The 17,814-nt window shown below is 70.9% G+C and carries 17 protein-coding genes and 2 tRNA genes; 14 read left to right on the top strand and 5 right to left on the bottom strand.

Going from position 1 to position 17,814, the window contains the following annotated elements; all coding sequences use genetic code 11:
- Nucleotides 1-185 precede the first annotated feature (185 nt).
- The gene (gene leuA / locus C7474_RS08225) at nt 186-1,946 is read left to right on the top strand and encodes a 2-isopropylmalate synthase (RefSeq protein ID WP_121058787.1); all 1,761 of its coding nucleotides are present in this window, start codon (nt 186-188) and stop codon (nt 1,944-1,946) included.
- A 219-nt stretch (nt 1,947-2,165) separates the two neighbouring features.
- Nucleotides 2,166-3,170: a type IV toxin-antitoxin system AbiEi family antitoxin gene (locus tag C7474_RS08220; RefSeq protein ID WP_158597316.1), complete on the top strand. Its 1,005-nt coding sequence runs from the start codon at nt 2,166-2,168 to the stop codon at nt 3,168-3,170.
- Between the two features lie 78 nt (nt 3,171-3,248).
- Here C7474_RS08220 and C7474_RS08215 read toward each other — a convergent pair whose 3' ends face one another.
- Complete coding sequence (locus tag C7474_RS08215) at nt 3,249-3,944, bottom strand: trimeric intracellular cation channel family protein (RefSeq protein ID WP_121058783.1); 696 nt, start codon at nt 3,942-3,944, stop codon at nt 3,249-3,251.
- A 123-nt stretch (nt 3,945-4,067) separates the two neighbouring features.
- Here C7474_RS08215 and recO point away from each other — a divergent pair, with 123 nt between their 5' ends.
- Nucleotides 4,068-4,796 carry a DNA repair protein RecO gene (gene recO / locus C7474_RS08210; RefSeq protein WP_121058781.1) on the top strand — a complete coding sequence of 243 codons (729 nt, stop codon included), beginning with the start codon at nt 4,068-4,070 and terminating at the stop codon, nt 4,794-4,796.
- Entirely contained in the window at nt 4,793-5,599 is an 807-nt protein-coding gene (locus tag C7474_RS08205) for an isoprenyl transferase (protein ID WP_121058779.1), read from the top strand. Before recO ends, C7474_RS08205 begins: the two co-directional genes overlap by 4 nt.
- A gap of 13 nt (nt 5,600-5,612) precedes the next feature.
- On the opposite strand, the gene C7474_RS08200 is transcribed toward C7474_RS08205, so the two are convergent.
- Nucleotides 5,613-6,170, bottom strand: coding sequence for a P-loop NTPase family protein (locus C7474_RS08200; protein ID WP_121058777.1), 558 nt, complete (start codon nt 6,168-6,170; stop codon nt 5,613-5,615).
- Between the two features lie 73 nt (nt 6,171-6,243).
- On the opposite strand from C7474_RS08200, the gene C7474_RS08195 reads away from it, so the two are divergent.
- Complete coding sequence (locus tag C7474_RS08195; RefSeq protein ID WP_121058775.1) at nt 6,244-6,906, top strand: DsbA family oxidoreductase; 663 nt, start codon at nt 6,244-6,246, stop codon at nt 6,904-6,906.
- 27 nt (nt 6,907-6,933) lie between these two features.
- Here the strand turns inward: C7474_RS08195 and C7474_RS08190 are convergent, their stop codons facing one another.
- Nucleotides 6,934-7,437 (bottom strand): glutathione peroxidase, encoded by a 504-nt coding sequence (locus tag C7474_RS08190; protein WP_121058773.1) that lies wholly within the window; start codon nt 7,435-7,437, stop codon nt 6,934-6,936.
- A 63-nt stretch (nt 7,438-7,500) separates the two neighbouring features.
- Here C7474_RS08190 and dusB point away from each other — a divergent pair, with 63 nt between their 5' ends.
- Genes dusB through dnaG form a run of 3 tightly spaced genes read left to right on the top strand, consistent with a single transcriptional unit; the run spans nt 7,501 to nt 11,919 of the window.
- A complete protein-coding gene (gene dusB, locus C7474_RS08185; RefSeq protein ID WP_121058770.1) occupies nt 7,501-8,667 on the top strand; it encodes a tRNA dihydrouridine synthase DusB in 1,167 nt (388 codons plus the stop codon).
- The gene (locus C7474_RS08180) at nt 8,657-10,033 is read left to right on the top strand and encodes a deoxyguanosinetriphosphate triphosphohydrolase (protein WP_121058768.1); all 1,377 of its coding nucleotides are present in this window, start codon (nt 8,657-8,659) and stop codon (nt 10,031-10,033) included. Before dusB ends, C7474_RS08180 begins: the two co-directional genes overlap by 11 nt.
- The gene (gene dnaG, locus C7474_RS08175; protein ID WP_121058766.1) at nt 10,033-11,919 is read left to right on the top strand and encodes a DNA primase; all 1,887 of its coding nucleotides are present in this window, start codon (nt 10,033-10,035) and stop codon (nt 11,917-11,919) included. The genes C7474_RS08180 and dnaG overlap by 1 nt, the downstream gene beginning before the upstream one ends.
- A gap of 66 nt (nt 11,920-11,985) precedes the next feature.
- Here the strand turns inward: dnaG and C7474_RS08170 are convergent, their stop codons facing one another.
- Complete coding sequence (locus tag C7474_RS08170) at nt 11,986-12,543, bottom strand: dihydrofolate reductase family protein (RefSeq protein ID WP_121058764.1); 558 nt, start codon at nt 12,541-12,543, stop codon at nt 11,986-11,988.
- Between the two features lie 61 nt (nt 12,544-12,604).
- On the opposite strand from C7474_RS08170, the gene C7474_RS08165 reads away from it, so the two are divergent.
- Both C7474_RS08165 and C7474_RS08160 read left to right on the top strand, forming a co-directional pair.
- Complete coding sequence (locus C7474_RS08165) at nt 12,605-13,363, top strand: ATP-binding cassette domain-containing protein (RefSeq protein ID WP_121058762.1); 759 nt, start codon at nt 12,605-12,607, stop codon at nt 13,361-13,363.
- 85 nt (nt 13,364-13,448) lie between these two features.
- A tRNA-Asn gene (locus tag C7474_RS08160) sits at nt 13,449-13,521 on the top strand.
- Between the two features lie 48 nt (nt 13,522-13,569).
- Here C7474_RS08160 and def read toward each other — a convergent pair.
- Nucleotides 13,570-14,136, bottom strand: a complete 567-nt coding sequence (gene def / locus C7474_RS08155; protein ID WP_121058760.1) for a peptide deformylase — start codon at nt 14,134-14,136, stop codon at nt 13,570-13,572.
- Nucleotides 14,137-14,190: 54 nt separating this feature from the next.
- On the opposite strand from def, the gene C7474_RS08150 reads away from it, so the two are divergent.
- The 4 genes from C7474_RS08150 (at nt 14,191) to C7474_RS08135 (ending at nt 17,792) form a co-directional block, all read left to right on the top strand.
- Nucleotides 14,191-15,252 carry a DMT family transporter gene (locus C7474_RS08150; RefSeq protein WP_121059375.1) on the top strand — a complete coding sequence of 354 codons (1,062 nt, stop codon included), beginning with the start codon at nt 14,191-14,193 and terminating at the stop codon, nt 15,250-15,252.
- 16 nt (nt 15,253-15,268) lie between these two features.
- Nucleotides 15,269-15,342 (top strand) — tRNA-Ile (locus C7474_RS08145).
- Nucleotides 15,343-15,420: 78 nt separating this feature from the next.
- Nucleotides 15,421-16,095: a TetR/AcrR family transcriptional regulator gene (locus C7474_RS08140; RefSeq protein WP_158597315.1), complete on the top strand. Its 675-nt coding sequence runs from the start codon at nt 15,421-15,423 to the stop codon at nt 16,093-16,095.
- Entirely contained in the window at nt 16,092-17,792 is a 1,701-nt protein-coding gene (locus C7474_RS08135) for an MDR family MFS transporter (protein ID WP_121058756.1), read from the top strand. The genes C7474_RS08140 and C7474_RS08135 overlap by 4 nt, the downstream gene beginning before the upstream one ends.
- The last annotated feature ends 22 nt before the right edge of the window (nt 17,793-17,814 follow it).

Genomic DNA, 17,814 nt, shown 5'->3' with positions numbered 1-17,814 from the left:
ACAGTGTCGCGGCGGCGGCATCCGTCTCACGGGAGACCCGCCGGGCGAGCGGGTGTAGCATGGGCGCATGCGTGCAGGCTCGCTCCTTCTTCTTAGCCGCCGCGACGAGACCTCGTAACCCAGGGCCTCCCTCGTCGCGGAGCTTGTCGTTGGCCCGCCCTTCCCGACGAAGAAGAGACGACCCCATGGACAACACCCAGAAGACCTCCGGGATGCCGGTGCACAAGTACCGCCCCTTCCACGAGCAGATCCGCGTCGACCTGCCCGACCGCACCTGGCCCGCCAAGCGCATCGAGACGGCGCCGCGCTGGTGCGCGGTCGACCTCCGCGACGGCAACCAGGCCCTCATCGACCCGATGAGCCCCGAGCGCAAGCGCGTCATGTTCGAGCTGCTCGTGTCGATGGGCTACAAGGAGATCGAGGTCGGCTTCCCGAGCGCGAGCCAGACCGACTTCGACTTCGTGCGCCAGCTGATCGAAGAGGACCTCATCCCCGATGACGTCACGATCCAGGTGCTGACGCAAGCGCGCGAGCACCTCATCGAGCGCACCTACGAGTCGATCCGCGGGGCCAAGCAGGCCATCGTGCACCTGTACAACTCCACGAGCGTGCTGCAGCGCGAGGTGGTGTTCCGCACCGATCGGCAGGGGATCATCGACATCGCGCTGGAGGGCGCGCGGCTGTGCCGCGAGTTCGAGAAGCGCATCCCCGAGACGACCGTGTACTACGAGTACTCGCCGGAGTCCTACACCGGCACCGAGCTGGAATTCGCCGTCGACGTCTGCAACCAGGTGATCGAGGTCTTCGAACCGACGCCCGAGCGCAAGGTCATCATCAACCTCCCCGCGACCGTCGAGATGGCCACGCCCAACGTCTACGCCGATTCGATCGAGTGGATGAGCCGCCACCTCGCGCACCGCGAGAACGTCATCCTGTCGCTGCACCCGCACAACGACCGCGGCACCGCCGTCGCGGCGGCCGAGCTCGGCTACATGGCCGGCGCCGACCGCATCGAGGGTTGCCTGTTCGGCAACGGCGAGCGCACCGGCAACGTCGACCTCGTCGCGCTGGGGATCAACCTGCTCACGCAGGGCATCGATCCGATGATCGACTTCAGCGACATCGACCACGTCAAGCGCACCGCCGAGTACTGCAACCAGCTGCCGGTGCACGAGCGCAGCCCGTGGGCCGGCGATCTCGTGTTCACCGCGTTCAGCGGATCGCACCAGGACGCCATCAAGAAGGGCTTCGAGGCGATGGAGGCCCGTGCCGCCGCCGCCGGCGTCACGGTCGACGAGATCCACTGGGCCGTGCCGTACCTGCCGATCGACCCGAAGGACCTGGGCCGTTCGTACGAGGCGGTGATCCGCGTCAACTCCCAGTCGGGCAAGGGCGGCGTCGCCTACCTGCTGAAGACCGACCACGCGATCGACCTGCCGCGCAAGCTGCAGATCGAGTTCTCCGGCGTCGTGCAGGCCAAGACCGATGCCGAGGGGGGCGAGGTCTCCAGCGACCAGATCTGGGCGATCTTCACCGACGAGTACCTGCCGGCATCCGTCGCCGACGACAAGTGGGGCCGCTTCGAGCTGCTGTCCACCCGCACGCAGAGCGACATGTCCGGCGAGGTGTCGCTGGAGGTGTCCCTGCGTGACGGTGAGCAGTCGGTGGCGACCCGCGGCGTCGGCAACGGCCCGGTATCGGCGTTCCTCGAGGTCGTGCGCGCGCAGGGCTTCGACGTGACGCTGTACGACTACGTCGAGCACACCCTCAGCGCCGGCGGCGACGCGCAGGCGGCCGCCTACGTCGAGCTGCAGGTCGACGACGTGCGCCTGTGGGGCGTCGGCATCGACGGTGACATCTCGACGGCGAGCCTGAAGGCGATCGTCTCCGCCGTCAACCGCGCGATCCGCACCCGCACCGCCCCCTCCGAGCTCGCCGCCGTCTGACCCGCCGCGCAGCGCCCGGGTCTGGGCCCGGGCCCGGCGTGACACGGGCTGCATCGTCGAGACCCACTCCACACACCGAAACCCCCCGTTCCCCACGGCGGTCTCGGCGTACGGGGCGGGTCTCGACGTTTTCCTCCCCACCCACGGCGAGAGCGGTGGATGGGAGGCGCCGCTGTGGATGGCGTATGGCGCGGACTTCGGATCTGGTTCGGTGGCGGCATGACGACCCCAGCGACGGACCCTCGGGCGCTGCGTGCCAGCCCTATCGCACTCTTCCGCGCCGACGAGATCTCGCACCCCGACCGTAGAGAGCGCGCAGGCGAGCTGCAGCGCGTCACGCGCGGTGTGTACGTGCCCGCCGACGCATGGCAGCGGTTGGCCCCGTGGGATCGGTACCTCGCACGGGTGCATGCCGTCGCGCGGAACCGACCGGATGCGGTGTTCGCGCTCGAGTCGGCGGCCGCTCTGCACGGTCTGCCCGTCTTCGGCGAACCGGCCGACGTGCACGTGGTCGTGGCGTCACCGGAGAAGTCGCGGGCGGTCGCAGGCGTGCGAGTGCACACCTCGGCGCAGATTCCGAGCGAGGATCACCGCGGCGGGATCCGGGTCGTGTCTCCCGAGGCCGCAGCCGTCGCGATCGCCTGCGCGCGACATCCGGCCGTCGGCCTCGCGGTCGCCTCGGCGCTCCTCCGCACGGACCGCTCACTCGGACCCGACGACCTGCATGCGCTGGCGCGCGACCGAGCGACCGCGCGCGGCATCCGCACCGCGCAGTGGGTCTTCGACCGGGCGACGGCGCAGACGGAGTCACCGCTCGAGGACGTGAGCCTCGCCGTGATCGAGTGGCTGGGCTTCGAGGCGCCGGAATTGCAGTGCTGGTTCCGGTCTCCTGGCGGCCACGACCGGGTCGATTTCCTGTGGCGACGGTCGGCCGTCGCAGGCGAGGCTGACGGCGAGGTGAAGTACAGCGGCGAGTACGGCGATGCGCGTGCGTCACTGCGTGAACGCAATGCGCGTGACGCGCGGCTGCGCACCACGCACGGGCTCAAGGCCGTGGCACATTGGGCGTGGGCCGACGTCGTCGCCTCCGACCAACTCGCTGCGATCCTCTGTACCGCGGGTCTCGCTCAGATGCGTCCCTCACAGCCGGCCCCACTCCTCGCCCTGCGTGCCGCGCTGTACCCGCAGACGCCGTCGTCCGTGGTCGCACGGCGAAGACGATGAACCGCCGAGACCCGGCTTACGCGCCGAGACCCCGGTTCTGGAGGCGGGTTTCGGCGTCAGATGCGGGTCTCGATGTGCTCAGGGGGCGGGAGGGCGGATGATCGGGATCGCGCTGGTCTCGACGGCGACCTTGCGGCGGTAGAGGGCGCGCTGCTCGGGCAGCGAGATGTCGAACACGACGGCGAGCACGCGGATGACGGTGGTCACCGCGACGCCGATCACCGCCGCCCACACGGCGTCGAGACCGAGGGTCTGGCTGACGGCGAGCACGAACGCGCCTCCGCCGGCGGCGACCGCGTACAGCGATCCGACGTGCATGATCGCCACCGGCAGTCCCATGAGCACGTCGCGCAGCACGCCGCCGCCGGCCGCGGCGCACACCCCGACGAACACGGCGGGGACGAGGGGCAGACCCAGGGCGAGCGCCTTGCTCGTGCCGAACGCGCCGAACAGGCCGATCACGAGCGCGTCGAGCCCGATGATCAGCTTCGACAGCCGCTCGAACATGCCGGCCAGCAGCATCCCGAACAGCGACGCGCCCGTCGCCGTCAACAGATACCAGTTGGTCTGCAGCGTCACGGGCGTCGTGTTCAGCAGCAGGTCGCGGATGAGGCCGCCACCCATGCCGATCATGATCCCGATGAGGGCGACGCCCAGGAAGTCCAGCCGCCGCTGCCCGCGGAACCCGGACGCGAACAGGGCGCCCTGGATGCCGCCGAGTGCGACGGCGAGGAGGTCGGCCCACAGCGGGATGACGAAGATCGGCTCGGTCACGTCCTCCATTGTCGGTGCCCCAGGGCCCCGGAGCGCGCACCGCCGCGCGCACCACCGCGCGCCTCGCCCCGCCGCACCGCCCGCCTCCGCGCCGGCGTCGGAGCCGGGACGGATAATGGACGGGTGCCCACCTATCGCGACGAGGTCGTGGTCCTGCGCACCCACAAGCTGGGGGAGGCCGACAGGATCGTGACCCTGCTCAGCCGCCGCCACGGTAAGGTGCGCGCGGTCGCGAAGGGCGTGCGGCGCACGTCGTCGCGCTTCGGCGCCCGGCTCGAGCCGTTCATGGTCGCCGACGTGCAGCTGTTCCAGGGACGCACCCTCGACATCGTGCAGCAGGCCGAGTCGCTCGGTGCGTACGGCGCCGAGATCGCCCTGCACTACGACCGTTACACCGCCGCCCACGCGATGGTCGAAGCGGCCGACCGGCTCAACGAGGCCGAGGCCACGCCGCAGCAGTACCTGCTGCTCGTCGGCGGTCTGCGCGCGCTCTCGCGCGGCGACCACGATTCGCGCGCCGTGCTGGATTCGTATCTGCTGCGCGCGATGGCCCTCTCGGGCTGGTCGCCCGGACTCGACGAGTGCGCCCGCTGCGGCGCCCCCGGCCCGCACGACTGGTTCGTCGCCCAGCTCGGCGGCACCGTGTGCGGCGACTGCGCCCCGGCCGGCTCCGCACGCCTGCGTCCCGACACCGGCGCCCTCCTACGCGCCCTCATGGCGGGGGAGTGGGACCTCGTCGATGCGGCACCCGCCCACGCGTCGGCGGCGGCATCCGGCCTGGTCGCGGCGTACGCGCAGTGGCATCTGGAGCGCGGCATCCGCTCGCTCTCGCACGTGGAAGGGACCCGATGAGTCCGAAGCCGTATACCCACCGCGACGCCGTGCCGTATCGGCCGCTGGACTGGACGGGCGTGTATCCACCCGCCTATCCGAAGGGCGGGGTCCCGAACCACATCGCGATCGTCATGGACGGCAACGGGCGGTGGGCGAATCGGCGCGGACTCACCCGCATCGAGGGGCACAAGGCGGGCGAGGAAGTGCTGCTCGACGTCGTCGCCGGCGGCATCCAGGCGGGGGTGAAGCACCTCAGCGTCTACGCGTTCTCGACCGAGAACTGGGCGCGCTCACCCGAGGAGGTGCGCTTCCTCATGGGGTACAACCGCGACGTGCTGCACCGCCGCCGCGACCAGCTCAACGAGTGGGGGGTCCGCATCCGCTGGGCCGGCCGCAAGCCGCGCCTGTGGGGCTCGGTCATCAAGGAGCTGCAGTACGCCGAGCAGCTCACCCGCGGCAACGACGTGCTGACCCTCACGATGTGCGTCAACTACGGCGGACGCCTCGAGATCATCGACGCGATGCGCCGCATGGGCGAGGAGATCGCCGCGGGCAGGCTCAAGCCCTCGGCGATCACCGAGAAGCTGCTGCGCAAGCACCTGTACGTGCCCGACATGCCCGACGTAGACCTGTTCCTGCGCTCGAGCGGCGAGCAGCGCACGTCGAACTTCCTCCTGTGGGAGGCGGCCTACGCCGAGATGGTGTTCCTCGACACGCTGTGGCCCGACTTCTCGCGCTCCGACCTGTGGCACGCGATCCAGGTCTACCTCGATCGCGACCGTCGCTTCGGCGGCGCCGTCGACACGCCCACGGCCTCCTGAGCGCGGACGAGGCTCACGCCCCGTTCGCGGCGAGCCAGCGCCGCACGTCCCGCGGATGCCGCAGCCGCACGATCACGAGATGCGGGTAGTCGCGCACGATCGACGGCATCCGCTCCCGCCATTTGCGGTGCGTGCGCATCTCCCAGCGCAGGATGTGCTCCTCGTCGTGCAGCACCGTCCACAGCGGCGGCTCGACGTTGCCGTTCCACAGCTCCTCACGGGTGAGGGCGCGCCGCACGGTGCGGCGCAGCAGGCGCGGCCACGCGATGCGCCGCGGGAGATCGAGCCACACGAGCACCTGCGCGCGCTCGCCGAGCAGCGCCGCGGCATCGGTGGAGAAGTAGCTCCACTCCGACACCCAGGCCTCGCCGGCGGCGATGGCGCGCACGTCGTCGACGAACTGCGGCCGCGGAGTCCAGTCCGATCCGTGGAACAGCGAATCCAACTCGGTGTACGACAGGTCCCACGCGGCCGCGAGGCGCCGGGCGAGCGTCGACTTGCCGACCCCGGACGTGCCCGCCACGAGCACGCGCCGGCGTGCGTCGCGGGGGAGCGGGGAGATATCGGGCATCGGATCAGCGTAGCCGTGCCGCATCCATGCCCCGACGGGAATAGACCGCCCGCCGCCGCGCGTTGCACCGGGTGTGACGGATGCCATCAAGATCGACGTGTGGAGTGACATCGCCTGCCCCTGGTGCTACATCGGCAAGCGCAATCTGGAGAACGGACTGGCCGCGACCGCGGACGACGCCGACGCTCCCCGGGTGGAGGTGACCTACCACTCGTTCGAGCTCTCGCCCGACACGCCGGTCGACTTCGAGGGCGACATCTCGGCGTTCCTCGCCGAGCACAAGGGCATCTCCCGCGAGCAGGCGGCGCAGATGCACGAGCACGTCACGGGCATCGCCGCGAAGTCGGGACTCGAGTACCACTTCGACATCCTGCAGCACACCAACACCGTCAAGGCGCACGAGCTGCTGCACTTCGCGAAGGAGCAGGGCCGCCAGCTCGAGATGAGCGAGCGCCTCATGTCGGCGTACTTCACCGAGGGCAAGCACGTCGGTCGCATCGACGACCTCGTCGCGCTCGCCGCCGAGGTCGGCCTCGACGCGGATGCCGCACGCACCGCGCTCGAGGAGGGCCGCTACCTCGCTGCGGTGCGCGCCGACCAGGCGCAGGCGCAGGCGTACGGCATCCAGGGCGTGCCGTTCTTCGTCATCGACGGCAAATACGGCGTGTCGGGCGCGCAGCCCGCCGAGGCGTTCTCGCAGATCGCCCGCCAGGTCTGGGCCGAGAAGCAGGGCTGACGGCCGCGCTTCAGACGGAGAGCACTCTCAGGCGAGGCTCTTCTCGATCGCCTCGACGACCTCGGGCGCGTCGGGCTTGGTCTGCGGCCGGAAGCGGTGCACGGCGCCGTCCGGCGTCAGCAGGAACTTCTCGAAGTTCCACATGACCGGGCCCTTCGCGCCCTCGGCGTTCTTCGCCTTCTTGAGCGCCTTGTAGAGCGGCGCGGCGTGGGCCCCGTTGACCTTGATCTTGTCCATGACCGGGAAGCTGACCCCCCACGTCATCGCGCAGTACTCGAGGATCTCCTCCATCGACCCCGGCTCCTGCCCCATGAACTGGTTGCAGGGGAAGCCGACCACCTGAAGCCCTCGCTCGCCGTAGGTGCGCTGCAGCTCCTCGAGCTGCTCGTACTGGGGCGAGAGGCCGCACTTGGAGGCGACGTTGACGACGAGCACGGCGCCGGCGCCGGCCACGTCGGAGAGGGTCGTCTCGCTGCCGTCGGCGGCGAGGAAGGGGATCGTGCGGATGTCCACAGCTGCGGTGTCGGCCATGTTCTCCACGATATGCCCGCCGCACGCGCCGGCGACCCGACCGACTCTGGGAGAATGGACAGGATGTCCGACACCCTCGCCCCCGCCCGCACCCTGCGCATCGGCTCGATCGAGCTCGACGCGCCGGTCGTGCTCGCGCCGATGGCGGGGATCACCAACACGGCGTTCCGCCGCTTGTGCCGTGAGTACGGGGCCGGGCTCTACGTCTCCGAGATGATCACGACCCGCGCCCTCGTCGAGCGCAACGCGACGACGATGCGCCTGATCACCCACCACGAGTCCGAGACGCCGCGCTCCATCCAGCTGTACGGAGTCGACCCGGCCACGACCGAGGCCGCGGTGCGGCTGCTCGTCGAAGAGGACCGCGCCGACCACATCGATCTCAACTTCGGCTGTCCCGTGCCCAAGGTGACCCGCAAGGGCGGTGGTGCGGCGCTGCCGTGGAAGCTCGGACTGTTCCGCGACATCGTGACACGCGCCGCGCGCGCGGCCGGCGACGTGCCGCTGACGGTGAAGATGCGCAAGGGCATCGACCACGGCCACCTCACCTTCCTGGATGCCGGACGCATCGCCGAGGACGCCGGCGTCGCCGCCGTCGCCCTCCACGCCCGCACGGCCGCGGAGTTCTACTCCGGCACGGCCGACTGGAGCGCGATCGCCGCGCTGAAGGAGGCCGTCACGAGCATTCCGGTGCTCGGCAACGGCGACATCTGGTCGGGCGAGGACGCGGTGCGCATGATGGCCGAGACCGGTTGCGACGGCGTCGTCGTCGGGCGCGGCTGCCTGGGACGGCCCTGGCTGTTCGGCGACCTCGCCCGCGCCGTCGGCACACCGGATGCCGCCCACGGCGATCCCGTCGATGCGACCCTCGGCTTCGTCGCGCAGGCGTTCCGTCGCCACGCCGAGCTGCTCGTCGACTTCTTCGAGGACGAGGGCCGCGGATGCCGCGACATCCGCAAGCACGTCGCGTGGTATTTCAAGGGCTACCCGGTCGGCGGCGACACCCGCGCACGCCTGGCGACGGCATCCTCGCTCGCGGAGATCGACGAGATCCTCGCCACGCTCGACCTCGACGCGCCGTATCCGGGCGCCGCCGCCGAGGGTCAGCGCGGCCGCGCGGGCACGCCGAAGCGTCCGGCGCTTCCCGACCGGTGGCTCGAATCGCGTGACCTCGACGCCGCGGAGACCTCCGCCATCGCCGAAGCGGAGCTCGACCACAGTGGCGGCTGAGGCAGGCGTCCGCGCCGCCGGGGTCTCCAGCGGCCGACCCGCCGGGTACGACGACCACGACGCCGAACGCTTCCACCCCGAGCAGCACCGCTCGCAGCGCGACGGGTTCGCCCGCGACCGCGCCCGCGTGCTGCACTCCGCGGCGCTACGACGCCTCGCCTCGAAGACGCAGGTGCTGAGCCCGGCGAGCCCGGCCGATTTCGCCCGCAACCGTCTCACGCACTCGCTCGAGGTGGCGCAGGTCGGCCGTGAGCTCGCGCTCGCGCTGGAGCTCTCGCCCGACGTCGTCGACACGGCGTGCCTGAGCCACGACATCGGGCACCCTCCGTTCGGCCACAACGGCGAGCGGGCGCTCAACGACTGGGCCGAGGACATCGGCGGCTTCGAGGGCAACGCGCAGACGCTGCGCATCCTGTCCCGCCTCGAGCCGAAGGTCATCGGCGAGGACGGCCGCTCGTTCGGCCTCAACCTCACCCGCGCGAGCCTCGACGCGTCGTGCAAGTACCCGTGGACGGCCGACCACGCCGTGCCCGACCCCGGCGGCCGGCAGAAGTTCGGGGTCTACCCCGAAGACGAGGCGGTCTTCCACTGGCTGCGCGAGGGCGCTCCGGGGCGGCTGCGGTGCATCGAGGCCGAGGTCATGGACCTGTCCGACGACATCGCCTACTCGGTGCACGACGTCGAGGACGCCATCCTCAACGGCTACCTCGATCCGCGTCGGCTCTCCGACCCGCGCGAGCGGGAGGCGCTGCTCACGGCGATCCAGAGCTGGGTGGGGCTCGGGTTCGGCCGCGACGAGCTCGAGGACGCGCTGTACCGGCTCACGCTCCTGCCGGAGTGGCTGGACGGCTACGACGGCTCCCGCGCCGACGTCGCGCACCTGAAGAACCTCACCTCCGACCTCATCGGCCGGTTCGCGCGCGCTGCGACCGCCGCGACCCGTGAGCACTTCGCGCGCCCCGTGCTCACCCGCTACCGCGGCCGTGTGATCGTGCCGCGGGTGATCGAGGCCGAGATGGCGGTGCTCAAGGGCGTCATCGGCGCCTTCGTCGTCTCCATCGACGGCCGGAAGGGGCTCTACAAGGAGCAGCGCCGGGTGCTCAAGCGGCTCGCCACCGCGCTGTGGGAGCGGCCCGAGCACCTCGACGCCCTCCACGCCGAGGACTTCGCCGCCGCCGGCTCCGATGCCGCGCGTCGCCGTGTCGTCGTCGACCAGGTCGCGACCCTCACCGATCGCTTCGCGATCGAGTGGCACGCGCGCCTGATCGGCCCGGTCGACCTGCGCGAGCTCGGGCTGTGGTCCAGCGACGGCAGGGCGACCATCCCGCCGCACTTCGCGCTCCCCGAACCGCTCGAGGGCCTCTGATGGCCCGCATCCGCCAGGCCGACGTCGAAGAGGTCAAGGCGCGCACGAACATCGCCGACATCGTGGGGGAGCGGGTCGCGCTCAAGTCGGCCGGAGTCGGGTCGCTGAAGGGCCTGTGTCCCTTCCACGACGAACGCAGCCCGAGCTTCCACGTGCGGCCCCAGGTCGGCTACTACCACTGCTTCGGGTGCGGCGAGTCGGGCGACGTCTACTCGTTCCTGCGGGCGATGGACCACCTGTCGTTCACCGAGGCGGTGGAGCGGCTGGCCGGTCGCATCGGGTTCGCGCTGCACTACGAGGACGGTGGTCCCGCGCCCGAGACGAGCGGGCGCACGCGCCTGTACGCCGCCAACACGGCGGCGGCGGAGTGGTTCCGTGCGCAGCTGTCGAGCGCCGAGGCCGACGCGGGACGCCGCTTCCTCGGCGAGCGCGGGTTCGACGCGGGCGCGGCCGCCCATTTCGGCGTCGGCTACGCGCCGAAAGGCTGGAACGGCCTGCGCGACGCACTGCGAGCGCAGGGCTTCAGCGACGAGGAGCTGACGACCGCCGGGCTGCTCTCGCAGGGTCAGCGCGGCGTCTACGACCGGTTCCGCGGGCGCGTCGTCTGGCCCATCCGCGACGTCACCGGCCAGACGATCGGCTTCGGAGCCCGGCGGCTGTTCGACGACGACAAGGGACCCAAGTACCTCAACACCCCCGAGACGCCGATCTACAAGAAGGCGCAGGTGCTCTACGGGCTCGACCTCGCCAAGAAGTCCATCTCACGCGACCACCGCGTCGTGGTCGTCGAGGGCTACACCGACGTCATGGCCTGCCATCTCGCCGGGGTCACCTCGGCGATCGCCTCCTGCGGCACGGCGTTCGGCACCGACCACATCACGGTGCTGCGCCGCGTCATGGGCGACGACGCGTCGGCCGCGGGCGAGGTCGTCTTCACGTTCGACCCGGATGCGGCCGGCCAGAAGGCGGCGCTGCGCGCGTTCGGCGAGGAGAAGAGGTTCGCCGCGCAGACCTATGTCGCGGTGGCGCCCGACGGCCTCGACCCGTGCGATCTGCGCCTCATGCGCGGCGACCAGGCGGTGCGCAGCCTCGTCGAGACCAAGGCGCCGATGTTCGAGTTCGTGATGGACCAGCGGCTGGCCGGATTCGACCTGGGCACGGTCGAAGGGCGGGTGGGCGCACTGCGCGCGGCCGCGCCGATCGTCGCCGACATCCGCGACTCGGCGCTGCGGCCCGGCTACACGCGCGTGCTCGCCCGAAAGCTCGGCCTCGACCTCGCCGAGGTCACGCCGGCCGTCGAGCGCGCCGCGCGCGCCTCCCGTGCCCCGCAGGATGCGCGCACGAACGCACCGCGCGCCGGAGGGTCGGCTCCGGCCGCGGCCGCCGACGTCGAGGCGCCCGCCGAGGCGAACGTGCGGGTGACGCTCGCGACGCTGCCACGCACCGCCGATGCCGCGACCGAGCGCGACGCGCTCATGGGCATCCTGCAGTACGGGCATCAGCTCGAGCAGGATGCCGTCGCGGCGGCGCTCGCGCTGCCGATGACGCACCCCGGGCTCGACGCGGTGCGTCAGGCGGTGCTCGCCCAGCCCGACCGCACCCGCATCGGATGGGCCTCGCAGGCGGCGGAGTCCACGCGGGAGCCGTACCGGTCGCTGGCCGTCGAGCTGCTGACCGGCTCGTTCCCGGCCCTCACCGAGGCCGAAGCGATCGCCTCCACGCGCGCGCTCTGCGTGCACCTGCAGGTGCGCGCCCTCGACCGTCGCAAGCACGAACTGCTCGGCGCGATCCAGCGCGTCCCCGCCGATTCCACCGAGGGGCGCGAGGTGCGCGTCGCGCTGCGCGACCTCGACCGCCAGCGCGCCGCGCTCGTCGAGACGCGCTGAGCCGGCATCCGCGAATCCGGCATCCGCTGGTCCGGCATCCGCGGGACATGCGGCGGGCGGTGCCGTTCAGCGCACGCGGTAGCGCAGCGCGATGATCCCGCCGTCGAAGCGTCGTTCGCCCGTCAACTCGAGATCCAGACGCAGGCCCGCCGGATACAGCGCAGTCCCGCCGCCGACGATCACCGGGACGACGCAGCGGTGGATCTCGTCGACCAGACCTGCGCGCAGCGCGTGCGCGGCGAGGGTCGGACCCTCGACGGTGACGTCGCCCGTCGCGGCGGCGGTGATGGCTCGCAGCGCCTCGGGGGTGAACTCGCGTTCGAGCCGCGTGCGGGTCGTCTGCACGGCCGGCAGCGTCCGGGAGAAGACCACCTTCTCGGCGCGCTGCCAGATCTCGGCGAACCGTGCGGACTGCGGTGACCAGGTCGGCGCCTCCGGGTCGGTCTCCCACACGTGCATCTGCTCGTACATGCGCCGGCCGTAGACGTACGTGCCGACGCCGGCGAGCTCGTCGTTGATGGCGGCGACGAGGTCTTCGCCCGGCGTCGCCCAGTCGTAGCGGCCTTCGGCGTCGTCGATGAAGCCGTCGAGCGAGCCGATGACGGAGTAGACGATCTTTCCCATGGGGCGATCGTCGCCTGCCCCGGCGGCGCGCGCCAGTGTCGGCGGATGGCAGGATGAACGCATGAGCCCCGCCGACGCCGATGTGCTGCGCGCCGACGACCTCTCCCTCGCCCGCGCCGGAGAGCGTGTCGTCGACGGCGTCTCGGTGCGGGTCCCCGCCGGCGGTGCCCTCGCCGTCATGGGCGGCACCGGGTCGGGCAAGTCGAGTCTCGCCGCCGCGCTGGCGGGGGACGATGACCCGACCCTGCAGGTCGTCGGCGGACGAGCCGAGGTGCACGGTGTCGACCTGCGCCGCGGCGGACGCAAGCTCCGCATCCGCCGCTACCTCACCGGCTACCTCCCGCAGGGGGCCGGTGCGGCACTGCCCGCGCGCCTCACGGTCTCGGAGGTCATCTCCGAACCCATCACGAGCCGCGACCGCCGCGTCAACCAGCGCGCGCTCGCACTGCGGGTCGCGAGCCTGCTCGACGAGCTGCAGCTGCCGATCGGCGCCGCTGCGAAGTATCCCTACGAGCTGAGCTCGGGCATGCGGCAGCGCGTCGCCCTGGCCCGCGCGCTCGTGCTCGACCCGAAGCTGTTCGTCGGCGACGAGCCGTACGGCTATCTCGACGTCGAGGTGCGCCTGGCCGCCCGCGACGCCCTGCTGCGCCGACGTGCGGAGGCCGGGATGGCCGTCGTGCTCGTCACCAACGACGAGACGACGATCGCCGAGCTCGACGCCGACGTGCTGGTGCTGCAGGCCGGGCGCGTCGTCGCCTCGGGGCGAGGCACCGCGGGACTGCTGTGGACGCCCGACGCCGACGGCAGGGCGGCGCGCTGACCGTCGCCGCGATCGCGATCCGTGGTCACGCGCACCCCTGGACGTTTGCTAAGCTTGTGGAGTTGTCCAGCGCAAGCCGGACTGATCCTCGGTAGCTCAATTGGCAGAGCAATCGGCTGTTAACCGATAGGTTCTTGGTTCGAGTCCAAGCCGGGGAGCGCAACGGCTCCGAGCTCCACCTCGGGGCCGTTCTTCTTTGCCCGGGATCAGGCGTCGATGTTGTCGACGCCCGGCATCCAGCTCGCGCCCGGCTTGCCCCAGCCGCGCTTGCGGGAGATCTTCTGCACGGTCTTCCAGTCGCCGTCGTCGAGCCGGTCGATGTAGAGGATGCCGTCGAGGTGGTCGAACTCGTGCTGCATGATGCGCGCGCGCCACCCGTCGACGTCGATGCGCACCGGGGCGCCGTCGAGGTCGGTGCCGGTCACGAGCACGCGCTCCGACCGTCGCAGCGGGAACCGTTCGCCGGGGAAGGAGAGGCATCCCTCCGACTCGTCGTCGGGGTCGGGCGCACCGGGTTCGAGCGGCACCATCCACAGCTCCGGGTTGATGATCACGCCGCGCCACGGCGCCCCGTCGTCGTCCTGATAGGTGTACGTGTAGATCCGCAGTCCCACCCCCACCTGCGGGGCGGCCAGGCCCACGCCTGGGGCGGCGTCCATCGTGTCGAACATGTCGGCCACGAGCGTGCGGACCTCGTCGGTCACCTCGTCGACGCGGGCGGCGGGAGCGTGCAGGACGGGATCGCCCATGATGCGAATCGGGAGAACAGCCACGTCCTGAGCCTATCGAGCGGGACCTGCGGATAGTGTCGAGGGGTGGATCCGGTCATGGCGCTTGACGAGATCACCGACGAGCTCGTCGGCATCTTCAAGGATCCCGCCATCCTCATCGGCATCCCGCTGGCCCTCCTCGGCGCCGTCTTCATGTCGTTCGGTGCGCAGTACCAGCACCGCGGCGTGCAGAAGGTCGAGCGTCTCACCGCCGTCTCGGGCAACACCGGGCTCACCGGCGGTCAGCTGATCAACCTGCTCCGGCGACCCTCGTGGGTGGCGGGCACGGTCATGCTGGGCCTCGCGATCGTCTGCCAGCTGGCGGCGATGTCGTTCGCGCCGCTCATCCTCGTGCAGCCGATCGGGGCGATCTCGCTGGTCATCACGACGCTGCTCAACGCCCGCATCAGCGGGCACAAGCCGACGAGGCGCTCGATCACCGCCATCGCGCTGTGCGTCGTCGGGATCTTCATCTTCGTCACGATCGCGGCGCTGTTCGCCACCGACACCGACGTGAGCGACCAGCAGCTGATCACCGTGCTGATCATCCTCGCCGCCGTCATCGTGGTGCTCGGCGGCACGTGGCTCTGGTTCCGCCAGCGCACCTCCGCGCTCTTCTACATCGTCGCGGCCGGCGTCATCTACGGATTCGTCGCCACCCTCGCGAAGATCGTCATCAGCCGCATCCAGTCGGGCGACTTCGATTGGCTCACGACGATCTGTCTCGTCGCCCTCATCGCCGGCACCGGCGCGGGCGCCTACTTCGTGCAGACCGCGTACGCCTCGGGACCGCCCGACCTCGTCATCGCGGGCCTCACGGTCGTCGACCCCATCGTGGCGATCGTCATCGGCCTCACGGTGCTGCACGAGGCCGCGAACGCGCCCTTCGGCGCGTACGTCGGCTTCGTCATCGCCGGTGCCCTCGCCGTCATCGGCGTCTTCCAGCTCGCGCGCCATCATCCGCAGGTCGTCAGCGAGAGCCAGGAGATCCCGATCCCGCGCGGCAGCGGCGGGGAGCCGGCGGCCAAGATCGGGTCGATCCGTCTCACCGAGGCGGTGTCGAAGGTGTGGCCGGAGCCGCCCGTCGACGACGACAGGCCGCGCGGGACGCACCGGTAGGCTGGAGCGCGCACCGGGGGCGGTGGCCAAGCTGGTCAAGGCAGCGGGCTCATAACCCGACGATCGTGGGTTCAAGTCCCACCCGCCCTACGCACGAGCGGCCGTCCTGAGGCGGCCGCTCCGCTGTTTCTGCACTCTTTACGAGATGGTGCAATAATGCACTACGTGATGGATAGTGCAATCACGGCGCGCGAGCGCCGTCGTCGGGACACGACTCGCACGCTCGTCTCGTTGACGCGCCGGGCCACGGCCGCGCACGGCCTCGCCGGCTTCACGATCGACGAGATCTGCGCCGAGGCCGACATCTCGCGCCGCACGTTCTTCAACTACTTCGCCTCGAAGGAGGATGCCGTCCTCGGCATCCCGCTCGGCACCGACACCGACGAGGCCGATGCCTTCTTCGTCGCGATGCGCCCGCGCACGCGTGCGGGGGAGCTGTCGGCGAACCTCGTCGACGATTACGCGACCCTCATCGCGGCGCGCTGGGCGAGGCTCGAGATCGACCGTGAGAGCGCGGCGGAGCTCATGGCCGCCGCGGCGCGCGAGCCTCAGCTCCTGCCGCACATGCTCGAGCGCGGGCGCCTCGACCAGGAGAAGGACGTCGGTCTCATCGAGCGCCGCGAGGGCCTCGCTCCCGGTGACGAACGGGCCCGGGTGCTCGTGCAGGTCGTCGTCCACCTCGCCCACCTCGCCGTGCCGCTCTCCCTGGAACCTGCCCATCCCGAACCGTTCCCCGACGTGCTGCGGCGCCTCGTAGCGACGGCATCCGACCTCTTCGCCCCGCCGCCGGCCGCGGCGCGCGCTCCCCACCCGACCACGAACGACTCCGGAACCCCCCGATGACCGCCACCGCTTCCGTCCCCACCGTCGCCGCCGGCGACGCACCGATGCTCCTGACCAGACGCCGCGTCTGGCTCATCTTCTCCGCCCTCATCGCCGGCATGCTCCTGTCGAGCCTCGACCAGACGATCGTCTCCACCGCGATGCCCACCCTCGTCGGCGAGCTCGGCGGCGTCGAGCACCAGGTGTGGATCACGAGCGCCTACATCCTCGCCACGACGATCGTCATGCCGATCTACGGCAAGTTCGGCGACATCCTCGGGCGGCGTTCCCTGTTCCTCGTGGCCATCGCGATCTTCACGCTCGCCTCGGTGGGCTGCGCGTTCGCCACCGACTTCTGGATGTTCGTCGTCTTCCGCGCGATCCAGGGGCTCGGCGGCGGCGGTCTCATGATCTTGTCGCAGGCGATCATCGCCGACATCGTGCCGGCCAACGAGCGCGGCAAGTTCCTCGGTCCGCTCGGCGCCGTCTTCGGCCTCTCGGCCGTCGCCGGACCCCTGCTCGGCGGCTTCTTCGTCGACCACCTCACGTGGCAGTGGGCGTTCTACATCAACATCCCCGTCGGCATCGCGGCCTTCCTCATCGCACTGTTCGCCCTGCAGCTGCCCAGCAAGCGCGCGACGAAGCCCATCGACTGGCTCGGTGTCGTGTTCCTGTCGACCGCGACCACCTGCCTCATCTTCTTCACCGACTTCGGCGGCGACCGCGACCACGGCTGGGGCGACCCGCTGACGTGGTCGTGGGGCGCCGGACTGATCGTCGCCGTCGCGCTGTTCATCCTCACCGAGTCGCGCGCCGCCGACCCGATCATGCCGCTGTCGCTGTTCCGCAATCCCGTGTTCGTCACCGCGACGGCCATCGGGTTCGTGATCGGCATCGGCATGTTCTCCGCGCTCGCGTTCGTCCCGACCTTCTTGCAGATGGCGTCGGGGACCTCGGCCGCGGTCTCGGGCCTGCTCATGATCCCGATGATGGTGGGCGTCATGGGCACCTCGATCGCGTCGGGACTGCTCATCACGAAGACCGGCAAGTACAAGATCTACCCGATCCTGGGCACGGCCATCACGGGCGCCGTCATGGCGGTCATGACGACGCTCACCGCCGACACCCCCGTCTGGCTCATCTGCGTCTATCTGTTCGCCCTCGGTGCGGGGCTGGGCCTCGTCATGCAGGTCGTCGTGCTCGTGGTGCAGAACGCCGTCCCCGCCGCCGAGCTCGGTACCGCCACCAGCGCGAACAACTACTTCCGCGAGGCCGGTGCGGCCCTGGGCATCGCGGTGTTCGGCGCGATGTTCACGTCGCGTCTCACCGACAACCTCACGAGCGCGTTCGCCGGTTCCGGGGCGACGGCGGAGCAGGCGGCGACCGCGACGGCGTCGATCGATCCGGCGACGCTGTCGCAGCTGCCGGAGGCGCTCCGCGACGGCATCGTCACCGCCTACGCCGACGCACTGGCCCCTGTGTTCTGGTACCTCGTGCCTTTCCTGGCGGTCGCCTTCGTGCTGGCGCTGCTGCTCAAGCAGATCCCGCTGTCCGATGTGGCCGGACTCGTCGCACGGGGCGAAGCGATCTCGGGGGACGAGGCCGAACAACTCGAGGTGCAGCAGCGCGAGCAGGCGCGAGCCTCCCGCGGCGCGCACCGCAGCGGCTCGTCGGGCGAGGCCCCGACCGGGCCGTCGGATGCCGACGCGCGCCGCTGAGGACCGCAAGACGGCGGCCGGG

Origin of the sequence: Microbacterium telephonicum, assembly GCF_003651225.1 — a bacterium.
GTDB lineage: Bacteria > Actinomycetota > Actinomycetes > Actinomycetales > Microbacteriaceae > Microbacterium > Microbacterium telephonicum.
This window is presented reverse-complemented; position numbering and strand designations above follow the sequence as displayed.

Coding starts and splice junctions, on each gene's coding strand:
- leuA (WP_121058787.1), top strand. CDS start 186: ATGGACAACACCCAGAAGACCTCCGGGATGCCGGTGCACAAGTACCGC.
- C7474_RS08220 (WP_158597316.1), top strand. CDS start 2,166: ATGACGACCCCAGCGACGGACCCTCGGGCGCTGCGTGCCAGCCCTATC.
- C7474_RS08205 (WP_121058779.1), top strand. CDS start 4,793: ATGAGTCCGAAGCCGTATACCCACCGCGACGCCGTGCCGTATCGGCCG.
- C7474_RS08200 (WP_121058777.1), bottom strand. CDS start 6,170: ATGCCCGATATCTCCCCGCTCCCCCGCGACGCACGCCGGCGCGTGCTC.
- C7474_RS08190 (WP_121058773.1), bottom strand. CDS start 7,437: ATGGCCGACACCGCAGCTGTGGACATCCGCACGATCCCCTTCCTCGCC.
- dusB (WP_121058770.1), top strand. CDS start 7,501: ATGTCCGACACCCTCGCCCCCGCCCGCACCCTGCGCATCGGCTCGATC.
- dnaG (WP_121058766.1), top strand. CDS start 10,033: ATGGCCCGCATCCGCCAGGCCGACGTCGAAGAGGTCAAGGCGCGCACG.
- C7474_RS08170 (WP_121058764.1), bottom strand. CDS start 12,543: ATGGGAAAGATCGTCTACTCCGTCATCGGCTCGCTCGACGGCTTCATC.
- C7474_RS08165 (WP_121058762.1), top strand. CDS start 12,605: ATGAGCCCCGCCGACGCCGATGTGCTGCGCGCCGACGACCTCTCCCTC.
- C7474_RS08150 (WP_121059375.1), top strand. CDS start 14,191: ATGGCGCTTGACGAGATCACCGACGAGCTCGTCGGCATCTTCAAGGAT.
- C7474_RS08140 (WP_158597315.1), top strand. CDS start 15,421: ATGGATAGTGCAATCACGGCGCGCGAGCGCCGTCGTCGGGACACGACT.
- C7474_RS08135 (WP_121058756.1), top strand. CDS start 16,092: ATGACCGCCACCGCTTCCGTCCCCACCGTCGCCGCCGGCGACGCACCG.